The sequence below is a fragment of the Tateyamaria pelophila genome (assembly GCF_019966495.1).
GTDB classification, from domain to species: domain Bacteria; phylum Pseudomonadota; class Alphaproteobacteria; order Rhodobacterales; family Rhodobacteraceae; genus Tateyamaria; species Tateyamaria pelophila.
The window spans coordinates 38,034-51,720 of sequence record NZ_JAIMIA010000006.1; the positions used below are offsets into that span (position 1 = coordinate 38,034).

Consider the following 13,687-nt stretch of genomic DNA (forward strand, 5'->3'; position numbering starts at 1 on the left):
GGACAACCTATGGCCAAACGTATTTTCATCTGGGTCGCGCACCCCAAACCCGGCTCTTTGAATGCCGCCCTTGCGGCCCGCTATGCGGACGGGGCAAGAGCGCGCGGCGCCGAGGTTCGGATCATGGAGCTTTCGGATATGCAGTTCGCTGCCGATTTTGACGGTTACGGTGCGGATCATGACGCGACCCGGCTCGCCCCGGATTTGCAACGCTGGCAAGACGACGTCACATGGGCGGATCATGTTCTGATTGTGCATCCCTACTGGTGGGGCGCGATGCCGGCACGGGCCAAAGCGGTTCTGGATACGGCGCTGTTGCCCGGATTTGGGTTTAAATACCACAAGCGTGGCATGGGCTGGGACAAGCTGCTGGCTGGTCGGACTGGGGATGCGATCATCACGTCGGACACGCCGCCATGGCTGGACACGCTTGTCTATCATCGGCCCGCCCGGCGGGTCATGCGCAATCAGGTGCTGAAGTTTTGTGGCATTCAGCCGCGAGCTGTCGTGCAGTTCGGATCGGTTAAACTGGCCAAGGACGGACAAGTGGACAAATGGCTTGCACGTGCCAAGAACATGGGTGCCGCCGCGGCACTGGCGGGGTAGGGTCATGGTGATTTTCCTGTCATTGATGGCCTTTGCCACATGTCTTGTCGCGGGCGTCTTCTATGCTTTTTCGGATTTTGTAATGCGCGCCCTCGGAGGGCTTCCCATGCCACAGGGGGCGGCAGCCATGGTCTCCATCAATCGCGTGATTTTGCGTGCGAGTTTTGTGCCCTTGTTGCTGGTGCTCGGCCCGTTGGCATTGGGGGTCGCATTTTGGATTTTTTGGGCTGGGTCGCCGCAGGGCGCGGGTTGGGTATTTTTGGCAAGCGGCGTTTATTGTGTTGGCGTGCTCGGCGTAACCATGTTGGGCAATGTCCCGATGAACAACAGGCTGGATCGTGCGGACGATCCCGCAAAGTATTGGCCAACTTATTTGACCCACTGGACCCGGCTGAACACGGTGCGCACGCTGGCGGCCGGGATTGCGAGCCTTTGCTATTTGCAAGCAGCGCTCGCTATTGGGACGCATCCCCTTACATAACACTGCATGAAATCGCCCATCTTTATCGGATCCGAGATTTATCGCCGCTCAACCTATGGCAGGTGGCATCCCTTGCGGGTGCCACGCGTCTCGACCGTGATGGACCTCAGCCGTGCGATGGGGTGGTTGCCGTCTGAACGCTTTATGCCCAGCCCGCGTGTCAAACCGATTGCCCTGACCGCGTGGCATACGCCGGACTATGTGGCGGCCCTGCATGCGGCCGAGGCGGCGCAAGAGGTGAGTGATAGTGTCAAAGCCCGACATGCTTTGGGGACGCCGTCAAACCCGATTTTTCCGGAAATGTACCGCCGCCCGGCCACTGCAGCAGGAGGCTCGTTTCTGGCGGGTGAGCTGCTGGCGGAGGGCGGTATCGTGTATCACCCCGCAGGCGGCACGCATCACGGTATGCCGGATCGGGCGGGGGGATTTTGCTATCTAAACGATCCGGTCCTGGCGATCTTGTCGTTGCAGCGACACGGCGCGCGTCGCGTCGCCTACATCGATATCGACGCGCATCACCCGGATGGGGTTGAGGTCGCTTTTGGCGACGACACCGATGTGCTGATGATTTCGGTGCATGAAGACGGGCTCTGGCCGCGCACAGGGGCCTTGGGGGTGACGGGGCAGGGCAGCACGGTCAATCTGCCGGTGCCGCGCGGGTTGAATGATGACGAGATGGCCTTGATCCGCGACGATATGATTTTGCCCCGCGTGATAGCGCATCGCCCTGATGCGATCGTTCTGCAATGTGGCGCGGACGGGGTCGAAGAAGACCCGCAAGCGCATCTGTCACTGTCCAATCAGGCGCATTGGTCGATTGTGAAAGGCTTGATGAGAGTGGCGCCGCGTTTTCTGGTGCTGGGTGGCGGCGGGTATAATCCATGGTCTGTCGGGCGGCTTTGGACCGGCGTGTGGGCCACGCTGAACGGGTTCGAAGTGCCCGATCGTCTGGACCTAAAGGCCGAGGCCGTCCTGCGTGCGCTGCGCTTTGAGGGCAACAGCCGTGGGCGTAACCCGCCGGATCACTGGTTTACGACGCTGGCCGACGCGCCGCGTCATGGCCCGATCCGTCAAGACGTGCGAAGGCGGATCTCTGCGCTTGGCGGGGAGCCGTGACGATCAGCGGAACGGCGACTTGCTCTTGGATGAAGCGATGCGGTGGTGATGTCCACATTCTCCACCGCGTGTTTTGGACGTGTAATCAGCTTCCGTAATCCTGATCCGAGACCTGTTCGAGCCAGGTTGCTGCGCCGTTTTCGTCGCATTCCTGCATCGCGATATGTGTCATGCAAGTGGTGGGCCCGGCCCCATGCCAGTGTTCCACGCACGCAGGAATCCACACCGTGTCGCCTGCGCGAATGCTCTGTGGTGTTTCGCCCCGTTTGCAGATCAGCCCGGACCCTTGCGTGACATGCAGCGTTTGCCCCAGCGGATGGGTGTGCCACGCCGTTCGTGCGCCCGGTTCGAAATATACGGTCAGCGCATGCAGGCGCGCCGGTTCGGGGGCCATGATGATCGGATCTTGCCAGACGGTGCCGGTGAAGTAATCGGGGTTCGCCCGTTGGCTGGGGCGACTGCCTGCCGGATGTATCTGCATGTGCATATCCTATGCTGTGAACTGGAACGGTGGCGCTCCGACAGGTGCGCCTTACGGGACAGATATCTGCCGTTTTGCCCCTGTGTCCGGTCGACCCTTCGGGGAGGATTTTTTGGAACAGAGAAGTGTCAGGCGGCTTGTTGCCCGCCTGACGTTTCGGGCTATTCGCCCCAGCTGACCCCGGTCAGGTCGGTGGCCTGTGTCGGCGCGTTGGTCCAAAGGCCCTGAATTTCGGCCTTGGCCACAGACAATTGTGCCAGCTGGAAGAGGTAGGCGTTCACGGCATCCTCTGCGATAATCTTTTGCGCATCACCCATGAGGGTCGCGCGCGCTTCGGGGTCGGTTGTGCTGTTGAGCGTTGTGATCAACTCCTGGAAGGCGGGGTTATCGTATTGGAAATAGTAGTCGGGATTGGCGTAGATGCCGATATCCATCGGTTCTGTGTGACTGACGATGGTCAGACCAAAGTTCTTGCCGCGAAACACGGTTTCCAGCCACTGGGCCCATTCGACGTTGATGATTTCGGCCTTGATCCCGACATCGGCCAGTTGGGCCGCGATGATCTCTCCGCCACGCCGCGCATAAGAGGGCGGCGGCAGGTGCAGCGTGGTCTCAAACCCGTCGGGCAGGCCTGCTTCAGCCAGAAGGGCGCGCGCCTTGTCGGGGTCAAAGGCAGAGCCGTCCGTGAGATCCACATAGGCCGGATTGTGAGGGGCAAAATGGGTGCCGATAGGTGTGCCATAGCCGAACATGGCTCCGTCGATGATCGCCTGACGGTCGATGGCGTGGGCCAGGGCCTGACGCACGCGCACATCGTCGAAGGGCTCCTGCTTGTTGTTCGTCGACAGGATTGTTTCGCCCTCGGTGGAGCCGACGAGGACCTGAAAACGCGGATCCGCTTCAAATTGCGGCAGGTTTTCGGGGGCGGGGAAGCCGCTGAATACATCCACATCTTCGGCCATCACGGCGGCGAAAGCGGCGGTGGGGTCGGAGATGAATTTGAACGTCGCTTTGTCCAGAGCCGGGGCATCGCCCCAATACTTGTCATATCGGCTCATTTCGATCCGGTCGCCCTGGTTCCAGAGGTCGAACTTGAAGGGGCCGGTGCCGATGGGCGTTTGCTTGATGCTCTCGATGCTTTCGGGGGCTACGATTACGGCATCGCCCCAGGCCAGGTTGAAGAGCATGTTGCCATTGGGCTCGGAGAGGGTCAGCCGAACGGTCTGCGGGTCAACGACCTCGACGTTGCTGATCGCGCTATAGAGCGCTTTCTGCGCGTTTGCGCTGTCTTCGGCGAGGATACGATCGAGAGAAAACTTGACGTCTTCCGCGTCCATCGTCGTGCCGTCATGAAAGGTCACACCGCTGCGCAGGGTGAACGTGTAGGTCAGCCCATCGTCGGAGATTTCCCAGGAGGAGGCAAGGCCAGGCACGATGGCACCGTCGCCCGTGAACCGGGTCAACCCTTCGAAGACATTGGAATAGAGCACGGAATCGATGGCCCCGGCGGCAGCCGAGGTCGGATCCAGATGCGGTGGCTCAAGTTGCAGCGCGACCGTGATATCGGTCTTTGCCCACAAGGTGCCCGCGCTGAGCGCCAGTACAGCGGCGGTCATGGTCAGTGTCTTAAGCATCGTGATCTCCCAATCGGTGGACTTTACCCGTTAGCTTTCCCTTAAACGGCGCATTCTGCAAGCACGCTTTGCCGCGATGATGTGACGGATTGTTCTGTGGCGCAACGGACTTCGACACGAAGTCCGGCCGCTTTCCGTGCCGGAAAGCGCGTTCTAGGCCGGCAAGAGAAGCGTTTCCAAAGCGTGTCCCATGACCTTGGCGCTGTCCAGCATATCGGTAATCCCGATCCATTCGTCCGGTTTGTGCGCCAGCTCCAGTTCGCCCGGTCCATAGGCGATGCAATTGCGCAATTTTCCGATCCGGTCGATATGCTTTTGATCGTAGGACCCGGGAGAGGCGACATAAGTAGGTGCGACCCCGAGGATGGCTTCTATGGCGGCATGGACGGTTTCGACCACAGGGGCCGTTCGGTCCGTCATGGACGGCAGCACGACATTGAGCTCGCGCATTTCATAATCGAACCGGTCGCGCGAGGCTTTCAAACCCTCCAGCAAGGCGACGATTTCGCCGCGCACATCGTCGACGTTTTCCTCGACCAGGAACCGCCGGTCGATCACAATGCGGCAACTGTCCGGGACGCAATGCGCGGGCAGGCCATCATAATCGGCGGTTTGTTCCGCCTGACCTCCATGGATCGAATTGATGTTCATCGTCGAATTCCGCGCGCCTTCGGGCACAACGGGCATTTCGGTAAAGCGGTTCGCCATGGCGGGGTACAGATCGGTTTCGAACCGGTCCAGCACGGCCCCCATATGGCGCACGGCGCAATCGCCGAGAAAGGGCATGCAGCCATGTGCAATTTCGCCTTTCGTCTCGATCTCGGCCCACCAGCCGCCACGGTGGCCAAGGCAAATCCGGTCCTTGTTCAGCGGCTCGGGGATAATGACATGCTGGACCCGCTGCGGAGAAAAATACCCTTTCTCCGCCAGATAGGCGACGCCGCCGTAGCCACCGGATTCTTCGTCCGCGGTCGCACTGATTTCGATTGCGCCTTGAAACTCCGGAAATTCTTCGATGAACGCCTCGGCGGCGATGATCGAGGATGCCAGCCCGCCTTTCATGTCGCAGGCGCCGCGCCCATAGATCTTGTCGCCTTCCACCGCTGCACCGAAGGGATCACGGGTCCAGCCGTGTCCGACCTCGACAACGTCGTGATGGCTGTTGAAATGCACGCAATCGCCGGGGCGCTTGCCGCTGCGTCTGGCGACAAGGTTCCAGCGCGGGTATGTTGCGCTGTCGCCGGGTGTGCCAAAGGCCCGGATCATCTCCGTTTCGAATCCGTGCGCCTTTAGCCGCGCGTCCAGAAGCGCGCAGATATCATGATAATGCCTGCCGGGGGGGTTCAGCGTCGGGATCCGGATGAGCGCCTGTGTCAGTGCGATCAGGTCGTCCCGTTTTGCGTCTATGCGGTCTGTGAGCGTCATGATGCGAGTGTTGGCCCGTGCGCACAGATTGGCAAGACCAGAACATGCATCTGGCCGACCCTTCGGGGAGGATTTTTTGGAACAGAGACGCCGGACCGATAGGTTAGAGTTTGCCCAAGGGGACTTTGAGGGCCATGTCGCCCGCAGCATCGCGGGGGATTTCACCTGCGCGCATGTTCACTTGCAAGGCTGGAATGATCAGGCTGGGCATGGCCAGTTGGGCGTCGCGTTCGGTCCTGAATTTGATGAAGTCGTCACGGGTCTTGCCGCCGCCCACATGGATGTTCTTTTCACGTTCCTCGGCAACGGTTGTTTCCCAGGAAATGGCCCGTCCGCCCGGTCCGTAGTCGTGGCAGATAAAGAGCCGCATTTCGTCTGGCAGGGACAGGACGCGCATGATGCTGTCGTAAAGTGCGCCTGCATCTCCGCCCGGAAAATCCGCACGGGCCGAGCCGCCATCGGGCATGAACAGCGTGTCCCCTACAAAGGCGGCATCGCCCATCACATGCACCATGCAGGCGGGTGTGTGGCCCGGCGTGTGCATCGCGAAACAGGTCATGGCTCCGATCTGGTAGGTATCGTTATCTTCGAACAGCGCATCGAACTGCGAGCCGTCGCGCTGAAATTCGGTGCCTTCGTTGAACACCTTGCCGAAGGTATCCTGTATTTCCGTGATCCTGGCGCCGATGCCGATTTTGCCCCCAAGCGTCTGCTGAATATAGGGCGCGCCGGAAAGGTGATCAGCATGCACATGCGTTTCTATGATCCATTCAAGGATCAGATCGTGGTCTCTGATATGGGCAATAATCGCGTCGGCCCCGTCGAAATTGAGCGCCCCGGCGGCATAGTTGATATCCATCACCGCATCGATCACGGCACAGTTGCGTCCGTTCGGTTCCTGCACGACATAAGAAATGGTGTTGGACCGCGCGTCAAAAAACGGTGTGACAATGGGGTGCTGGGACATGTCCGGCGTCATTTGGCCCCCTCGTTTTTGGTATCGTGCGAGACAGGTCCGCCTTGTTTTTCCCAGGTCGAGAACCCTTCGCGCAAGTGCGCTGCGTCAAAGCCCATGTCTTGCAGGGTGGCCACCGTCAACGCCGACCGCCAGCCAGAAGCGCAATGAAAGAGGTAGCTCTTGTCGGATTGTCCGAACACTTCCTTGAAATAGGGACTGTCGGGGTCGACCCAGAACTCGATCATGCCGCGCGGCGCGTGGACAGAGCCGGGGATGTATCCGCTGCGCTGTCGTTCGCGCACATCTCGGATGTCGACAATGATCACATCGGGGTCGTCTACCATTGCGATTGCATCTGATGTGTCGACCTCTTTGATCCGTGCGCGGGCATTGGCCACAAGGGTGGCTGCTGAGGTTTTGAGGGCCATGATAAATCCTAATCCAGTCGCTTCGGACTGTGCCAGTCATGTCTGGTTTGAGCAAGGTCGTTCGAGATTACGAGCGGTCCGGCCGCGAGCCGCCTTCGGTTTTTGACCCTGGCCATTTGTTGTGCATGATCCGCGTCCTTCGCCGGGGCCGGGCGACTTTGACCTTGCCAATGGGGATGTGGCAGAAGCTATACTGTCCCTTCAGGCCGGACCCGATGTGGCCTTTGACCCAATGAGCGCTCTCTTAGTAAACGGATGATATCGTGACTGCACTTGCCCAGATCGAAGACCTAAAAACCCGAATGGGCGCTTCCATAATCGGTCAGCGTGACGTCGTTGAACGACTGGTGATCGGCTTGCTGGCCAACGGCAATCTGTTGATCGAGGGCTTGCCGGGCCTTGCCAAGACCCGTGCCGTAAAGGCGATGGCCGAGAACATGGACGCCGCGTTCAGCCGTATTCAGTTCACGCCTGATCTTTTGCCTTCGGATGTGACAGGCACGGAAGTGTATCACCAGACACCCGAGGGGGCGTCGTTCAAGTTTGACCCGGGTCCGATCTTTGCCAATATCGTGTTGGCAGACGAGATTAACCGCGCCCCTGCCAAGGTGCAGGCGGCCTTGCTTGAAGCCATGGAAGAACGCCAGGTCACGGTGGCCGGGACCACGCACAAGATGCCGCCCTTGTTCATCGTGATGGCGACCCAAAACCCCATCGAACAAGAGGGTACCTATCCCTTGCCCGAAGCGCAGATGGACCGGTTTTTAATGCATGTCCGCGTGGATTATCCACCGATTGAAGACGAAGTGAAGGTCATTCGGCTGGTTCGGGCCGAGGAAGCCGCCAAGCAAGAGGCCGACGCGGGCCAGACGCCTGACACAGAGGGAAAGGTGCCAGACATCCCGCAGGATGCCGTTTTTCAGGCCCGCAGGGAGATTGCGGATATCCACGTCTCGGAGGCGATGGAACGCTACATGGCCGATCTGGTTTACGGAACGCGCATGCCTGCCGCGCTGTCCGAGGATCTTGGGCGATGGATCGAAGTTGGCGGCAGCCCGCGCGCGTCGCTGGCCTTTGACAAATGCGGACGGGCCCATGCGTGGCTGGCGGGGCGCGACTATGTTGACCCCGAAGATGTGCGCGCGGTGGCCCATGATGTTTTGCGGCATCGTCTGACCCTGTCTTACGAGGCGCAGGGGGAGGGCGTTTCGCCAGACGATGTGATCGATGTTTTGTTGTCCAAGGTGGCCTTGCCGTAAGGAGGCACCATGTCCGAGCCACTCGATCCGCGCATTCATGTCGACCTCGCTCATTTGCGTGCCTTGAAAGGACGTGCCCGGTCGATCACGTTTCGACCCCGGCAACCCTCCAACAGTATTCTGAATGGCCAACATGCCTCCAAGATCAAAGGACGGGGGCTCAATTTCGAGGAATTGCGCCATTACGCGATAGGCGATGACGTGCGCACCATCGACTGGAAGGTGACGGCACGCACTGGCACGCCCTATGTTCGGGTTTATACCGAAGAGCGGGACCGGCCGGTGTTGCTGGTGGTGGATCAGCGGATGTCGATGTTTTTCGGCAGCAAACTGAACATGAAATCCGTGACGGCGGCAGAGGCGGCGGCCTTGTCTGCCTTCCGCGTGCGCGCCAAGGGCGACCGGGTAGGTGGCATTATCTTTGATGATACCGGCATGACGGAAATTCGCCCGCAATCCTCCGCCCGCGCGCTCAACCGGTTTCTGGATGATCTGGCGCAGGCCAATTGCAGGCTGAACGCCCAAGCACCCTCGGTCAGGCCTATTCCGCTAAGCCAACCGATCAAGGCGGCGGCGCGGATCGCGAAATCGGGGGGGCTCGTCATCGTGTTCAGCGATTTCGATGGCTGGGACGATGCGACCGAAAAGAGCCTCCGCCGGATCGCTCAGCACAATGAGTTGATCCTGTTCAGTGTCTCTGATCCGACGTCCCAACAGTTGCCGCCGGATTTGAACATGATCGTTTCGGATGGCGAATTGCAGGCGCAGGTCAATGTAGGTGACGAAACCGTGCGCCGCCGTTTGGCGGAGTATAGCAGCGGCCGCCTGAAGTCTTTGTTCGACTTTTCGGGTAAGTACGGCGTGCCGGTGGTGCCCCTGACCACCGCCGAGGAAACCTTGCCGCAACTTGTGCGTCTTTTGGGCGGGGGAGGGGCGCGCAGATGAGTGAGGAAGATCTTGCCAATCTGGATCTGGTCGAACTTTACGATCTGCTAATACGTCCGGACGCGCCCGACGCGATCTCGATGTGGCCTCAGACGGCGGGATGGATCTGGGTTGCTGCGCTGGTTCTTGTTGCACTGGGTGTGTTGGTCTGGGCCTTGGTTGCACGGCATCGCGCAAACGCGTATCGGCGCGCGGCATTGGTCGCGCTCAATCAGGCGGGCGACGATCCCGCCCGGATTGCGGACGTTCTACGCCGAACGGCGCTGTCTGCCTTTCCGCGTGAGACGGTGTCTCAGTTACATGGTGTGCAGTGGCTTGCGTTTCTGGATCAGGCGGCGCCTGGGGTAAAGTTCGCCAGTTCCGATGCGGGACGTGTTCTGGCGGCATCTCCGTACCGCCCGCAAGACCCGAACAAGGACCTGCCCGCCATGGCCGCGCAATGGATCAAGAGCCATCGCAAAGCGGGGCCAACCTGATGTTGTCCTTTGCGTTTCCATGGGCGTTCCTTGTGCTGCCGTTGCCGTTGCCGTTTCTGGTCTGGAAATTTGCGCCCGCACACCGTGAGCAGGCGCAGGCCTTGCGGGTTCCGTTTTTCCGCAGCCTTGCTGAGGCCGCAGGCGAAGAACCCGCGCAAGGGGCCGTGATCCGCAAGCGGGGCCGGTGGCAGATGGCCGTCGCCATTTGTTGCTGGTGTCTGACGGTGATCGGTCTGGCGCGCCCCGAAATTCTGGGCGACCCCATCGTGATCGAAAAGGCAGCGCGTGATCTGGTGCTGGCCGTTGATATATCAGGCTCCATGGATGAACGGGATTTGCGGGACGAAAACGACAAGCCCCTGCAACGGCTCGATGCGGTCAAAAGTGTGATCAACGACTTCATCGCGGAGCGTGACGGCGACCGGATCGCGTTGATCGTGTTTGGATCAAGCGCCTATCTGCAGACCCCCTTTACCGAAGACCTCGACAGTGCGGCCGAACTGATGGAACAGACTCAGGTCGGGATGGCAGGGCCACATACCGCTATCGGGGATGCCATCGGGCTTGCCTTGCGCACATTTGAAGCCTCAGACGTTGAGCAACGCCTGTTGGTTCTGCTCAGTGATGGGGCCGATACAAACAGTCAGATGAGCCCGGAGAACGCGACCGAGATTGCAGCAAGCAAAGGCGTTAAAATCTATACGATCGGGGTCGGTGATCCGAACGGGAGCGGAGAGCAGCGGGTGGATCTGGCGACGCTTGAAGCAATCGCGACGCGCGCAGGCGGCGGTTTCTACCAGACCAATGACACCGAAGGCCTGCGCGAGATCTATGCGGAGATTGACCGATTGAACCCCCGGCTGGTTGAGACGACGACCTTCCAGCCCAAGACCTCGGTGGGTTATTATGCCTTTGCGGCGACCGTTCTTTTGGGGATCGTTCTGTTTTTGGGCCTCATGCTGTCTGCGCGGCGGAGGGTAGCGCATGGCTGACCTGATCGGCGTCTTTCATTTCCTGCGTCCGTTTTGGTTGCTGGCGCTTGTGCCCATTGCCTTGATCTGGTGGCAGGTTCGTCCGCGCCGTGTCGCCCGAGAGGATATGGCCGAAGGGCTTGCACCCCATCTGGCGCGCGCGCTGACCGTTGGATCGCAGAGCGGACGCCGCGTCTATCCCATCGACGGGATGGCGCTGACACTTGCCATGCTGGTCGTTGCAACGGCCGGGCCGACATGGAGCCGTATGACCAATCCGCTCTTGGCCCAGACTGCGCCTTTGGCAGTCGTGCTCAAGGTCACGCCGTCGATGGAGAATGTCGATGTCCAACCGACGCGGCACAAACGGGCATCGTTCAAGATCCTCGACCTGATCGAACGGCGTGGGGGGGCGCAGACAGCGCTTTTTGCCTATGCAGGATCGGCCCACCGGGTCACACCTCTGACCGAAGATCCCAACATCGTGCGCTCTTATCTGTCCGGCCTTTCACCGGATATCATGCCACAGGAAGGCGATCGTGCCGACCAGGCACTGGCCCTCGCGCAGGGGGAAATTGCAAAGTCTGACACGCCCGGCGCAATCCTGTTTGTTCTTGACGATCTGAACCCGGCCAACGTGGCGGCCTTCAACGAAGGTGCCGCAGAACGCGCTCCTGTGATCTTTTTTGTGGTTGCGGGGCAGGGTGTGCAAATCCCGCAACTGGATCAGATCGACAATGCATCCGTTGTGCGGATCACGCCGGATGATACCGATCTGGATCAGATTGAGCGGCGGGTCTTGTCGGCGTACCGTGAGGCGCTTTTGGAAGATACGCGGCAGGATTGGGAAGACAAAGGCTGGCTGCTGGCATGGCCCGCGCTCTTGCTGTTCTTGCCATGGTTCCGGCGTGGCTGGACCATGCGCTGGGGATTGGCATTCCTGCTGGTTGGATCGTTTGGCAAACCCGCGCAGGCTGAGGGGTGGAGAGACTGGTTTCTGACGCCGGATCAGCAAGGCCAGATCAGTTTCAACACCAAGGATTTCAGCGGGGCTGCCGACCAGTTTCAGGATGCGGACTGGCGCGCCTATGCGCTGCTTGTTGCGGGCCGGTATGAAGAGGCAGCCGAGGCCTATGGGTTTATCGAAACATCGGCAGGTGCGAACGGCGAAGGGATCGCCCTTTTGCGCCACCGCAAATATCACGACGGCATACGCGCCTTTGAAAAGGCGTTGGAACGCGATCCGAGCAACGTGACTGCACAGAAAAACCTCGCGACGGCCAAGGCCATTGTCGCTTATGTTGAAAGCACCCAAGCGGCGTCGGACACAGGCGAGCAGTCGGGGATCGGAGCCGATGAGACGGTCTTTGACAACGAAAGCGGGCAGGGCGAAGAGATGCAGATCGAACGCGAACCGTCAGAAGATGCGCCCGCAGGCCTTTCGACCGAAGACTGGATGCGGGCCGTGGATACACAGGTCGGAGAATTCCTGCAGTCCCGGTTCCGGTTGGAAAATGCGCAGGGGGACAACTGATGCGCAGGTTGCTTACTTTGGTGTTCTTGTTTGCGTCTCTGCTTGGCAGCTTCGGCTGGGCACAAGACCCGAGGATCACGGTGACGGCGGACCAGGAAGAGGTGGTCGTCGGCCAGCCCTATCTGCTGCGGATCGAAGTGTTGGTGCCGACGTTCATGCCAAGCGCGCCCGTGTTCCCCACATTCGAAATGCCCGGTCTGATTGTCCGCCTGCCAGAAAAATCAACGTTGCCCGTCAGTGAGAAAATCGATGGCGACACATGGTCTGGCGTGACCCGCACTTATCGGATATATCCTACCCGTGCCGGAGAGATTGAGATATCGGCGCAAACGCTGTCCCTCGTCTACAAGAACACGGACACGAACGAGGATGTTTCGCTGACCGTGGACGTCCCGGCGACCACGATCCGCGCAACCGTACCGCAGGGCGCGCGTGCCCTTGATCCGCTGATCATCGCGCAGGAGGTTACGATTGACCAAAGCTGGCAGGTGGCGGAGGGCGCGCTGGCGGTCGGTGATGCGGTGGTCAGAGCGCTTGACATCTCGGTTGACGGAGCCTCCGCCCTGTTTGTCCCGCCTTTGCTGGACACTGCGCCGCCGCGCTCGGACAGCGTGCAGCCGGAAGATGCGGACGCCGAAGCGTTGCCGTTTCTGGCCTACCCGGAAGACGCAAAAGTGACTGAAAAAATTGAGCGAGGTGTCATGTCTGGCACACGCCACGAACAGGTCAGCTATATCGCGCAGGCCGGTGGCGGTGTCGTCTTCCCCGATATCACCCTCAGATGGTACAATATCGAAACCAATGGGATCGAAGAGATCGTATTGAAAGGCCGCAGTGTCGAGGTCGCAATGCCGCCCGTCGAACGCACGCCGCCGGACCCCGCCACAATCCTTCGATGGGTCATTATTGCGGGCTTGTTGGCGGTATTGGCCTGGGGGGCTCGCAGGATCCTGTGGCCACCTCTGGCAAAAAAATATCAAAACCTTCAGATGCGCTACGCTGCCACTGCCAATGCGGTACATCGCAACGCTGCGAAACAGGCAAAGGCACGGAATTTGAATGGCGTGCTAACTGCGCTGGATGAACGGACACGCCGGGGATATCCCGTCGCGCCCGATCTGGCGCAGGCCATCCGGGCGTTGACGCAAAAGACATACAGCGATGACCCTGCGAGCGATGAGGATACGACATACTGGCCCGCGATCCAAAGCGCCTTGCGCGCCGATCAACCACGCGTTTTTGTGCGTCACGCCAAGGGCGGACAGGATGCCTTGCCCGCACTCAACCCCTTTACCCAAGCGGGTCGTCAGACGATCTCCTTCAAAGAGCAGCAATAGGCGCATTGCAACGACCCGCCGGACGGTGTTTGAGGG

General features: G+C 60.0%; 14 protein-coding genes. 9 read left to right on the top strand and 5 right to left on the bottom strand.

What is annotated here, in order from left to right; genetic code table 11:
- Positions 1–9 precede the first annotated feature (9 nt).
- Genes LC354_RS03660 through LC354_RS03670 form a run of 3 tightly spaced genes read left to right on the top strand, consistent with a single transcriptional unit; the run spans position 10 to position 2,203 of the window.
- Positions 10–606 carry an NAD(P)H-dependent oxidoreductase gene (locus LC354_RS03660; protein ID WP_223421487.1) on the top strand — a complete coding sequence of 199 codons (597 nt, stop codon included), beginning with the start codon at positions 10–12 and terminating at the stop codon, positions 604–606.
- Positions 607–610: 4 nt separating this feature from the next.
- Positions 611–1,087 carry an anthrone oxygenase family protein gene (locus LC354_RS03665; RefSeq protein ID WP_223421488.1) on the top strand — a complete coding sequence of 159 codons (477 nt, stop codon included), beginning with the start codon at positions 611–613 and terminating at the stop codon, positions 1,085–1,087.
- A gap of 6 nt (positions 1,088–1,093) precedes the next feature.
- Positions 1,094–2,203 (top strand): acetoin utilization protein AcuC, encoded by a 1,110-nt coding sequence (locus tag LC354_RS03670; protein WP_223421489.1) that lies wholly within the window; start codon positions 1,094–1,096, stop codon positions 2,201–2,203.
- Positions 2,204–2,288: 85 nt separating this feature from the next.
- Here LC354_RS03670 and LC354_RS03675 read toward each other — a convergent pair whose 3' ends face one another.
- The 5 genes from LC354_RS03675 to LC354_RS03695 all read right to left on the bottom strand — a co-directional run bounded on the left by LC354_RS03675 (position 2,289) and on the right by LC354_RS03695 (position 7,129).
- On the bottom strand, positions 2,289–2,684 hold the full coding sequence (locus LC354_RS03675) for a (R)-mandelonitrile lyase (RefSeq protein WP_223421490.1): 396 nt from the start codon (positions 2,682–2,684) through the stop codon (positions 2,289–2,291).
- Between the two features lie 161 nt (positions 2,685–2,845).
- Entirely contained in the window at positions 2,846–4,318 is a 1,473-nt protein-coding gene (locus LC354_RS03680; protein WP_223421491.1) for an ABC transporter substrate-binding protein, read from the bottom strand.
- Between the two features lie 153 nt (positions 4,319–4,471).
- Entirely contained in the window at positions 4,472–5,743 is a 1,272-nt protein-coding gene (locus LC354_RS03685) for an acetylornithine deacetylase/succinyl-diaminopimelate desuccinylase family protein (RefSeq protein WP_223421492.1), read from the bottom strand.
- 103 nt (positions 5,744–5,846) lie between these two features.
- Positions 5,847–6,710 carry an MBL fold metallo-hydrolase gene (locus tag LC354_RS03690; protein WP_399202893.1) on the bottom strand — a complete coding sequence of 288 codons (864 nt, stop codon included), beginning with the start codon at positions 6,708–6,710 and terminating at the stop codon, positions 5,847–5,849.
- 8 nt (positions 6,711–6,718) lie between these two features.
- Entirely contained in the window at positions 6,719–7,129 is a 411-nt protein-coding gene (locus LC354_RS03695; protein WP_223421494.1) for a rhodanese-like domain-containing protein, read from the bottom strand.
- 263 nt (positions 7,130–7,392) lie between these two features.
- Between LC354_RS03695 and LC354_RS03700 the strand changes: the two genes are divergently transcribed.
- Genes LC354_RS03700 through LC354_RS03725 form a run of 6 tightly spaced genes read left to right on the top strand, consistent with a single transcriptional unit; the run spans position 7,393 to position 13,651 of the window.
- Positions 7,393–8,388 carry an AAA family ATPase gene (locus LC354_RS03700; RefSeq protein WP_223421495.1) on the top strand — a complete coding sequence of 332 codons (996 nt, stop codon included), beginning with the start codon at positions 7,393–7,395 and terminating at the stop codon, positions 8,386–8,388.
- Positions 8,389–8,397: 9 nt separating this feature from the next.
- Positions 8,398–9,333 (top strand): DUF58 domain-containing protein, encoded by a 936-nt coding sequence (locus LC354_RS03705; RefSeq protein ID WP_223421496.1) that lies wholly within the window; start codon positions 8,398–8,400, stop codon positions 9,331–9,333.
- Positions 9,330–9,809, top strand: a complete 480-nt coding sequence (locus tag LC354_RS03710) for a DUF4381 domain-containing protein (RefSeq protein ID WP_223421497.1) — start codon at positions 9,330–9,332, stop codon at positions 9,807–9,809. Before LC354_RS03705 ends, LC354_RS03710 begins: the two co-directional genes overlap by 4 nt.
- Complete coding sequence (locus tag LC354_RS03715; RefSeq protein WP_223421498.1) at positions 9,773–10,801, top strand: VWA domain-containing protein; 1,029 nt, start codon at positions 9,773–9,775, stop codon at positions 10,799–10,801. The genes LC354_RS03710 and LC354_RS03715 overlap by 37 nt, the downstream gene beginning before the upstream one ends.
- A complete protein-coding gene (locus LC354_RS03720; RefSeq protein ID WP_223421499.1) occupies positions 10,794–12,314 on the top strand; it encodes a vWA domain-containing protein in 1,521 nt (506 codons plus the stop codon). Before LC354_RS03715 ends, LC354_RS03720 begins: the two co-directional genes overlap by 8 nt.
- Positions 12,314–13,651 carry a BatD family protein gene (locus LC354_RS03725; protein WP_223421500.1) on the top strand — a complete coding sequence of 446 codons (1,338 nt, stop codon included), beginning with the start codon at positions 12,314–12,316 and terminating at the stop codon, positions 13,649–13,651. The genes LC354_RS03720 and LC354_RS03725 overlap by 1 nt, the downstream gene beginning before the upstream one ends.
- Positions 13,652–13,687: the final 36 nt, after the last annotated feature.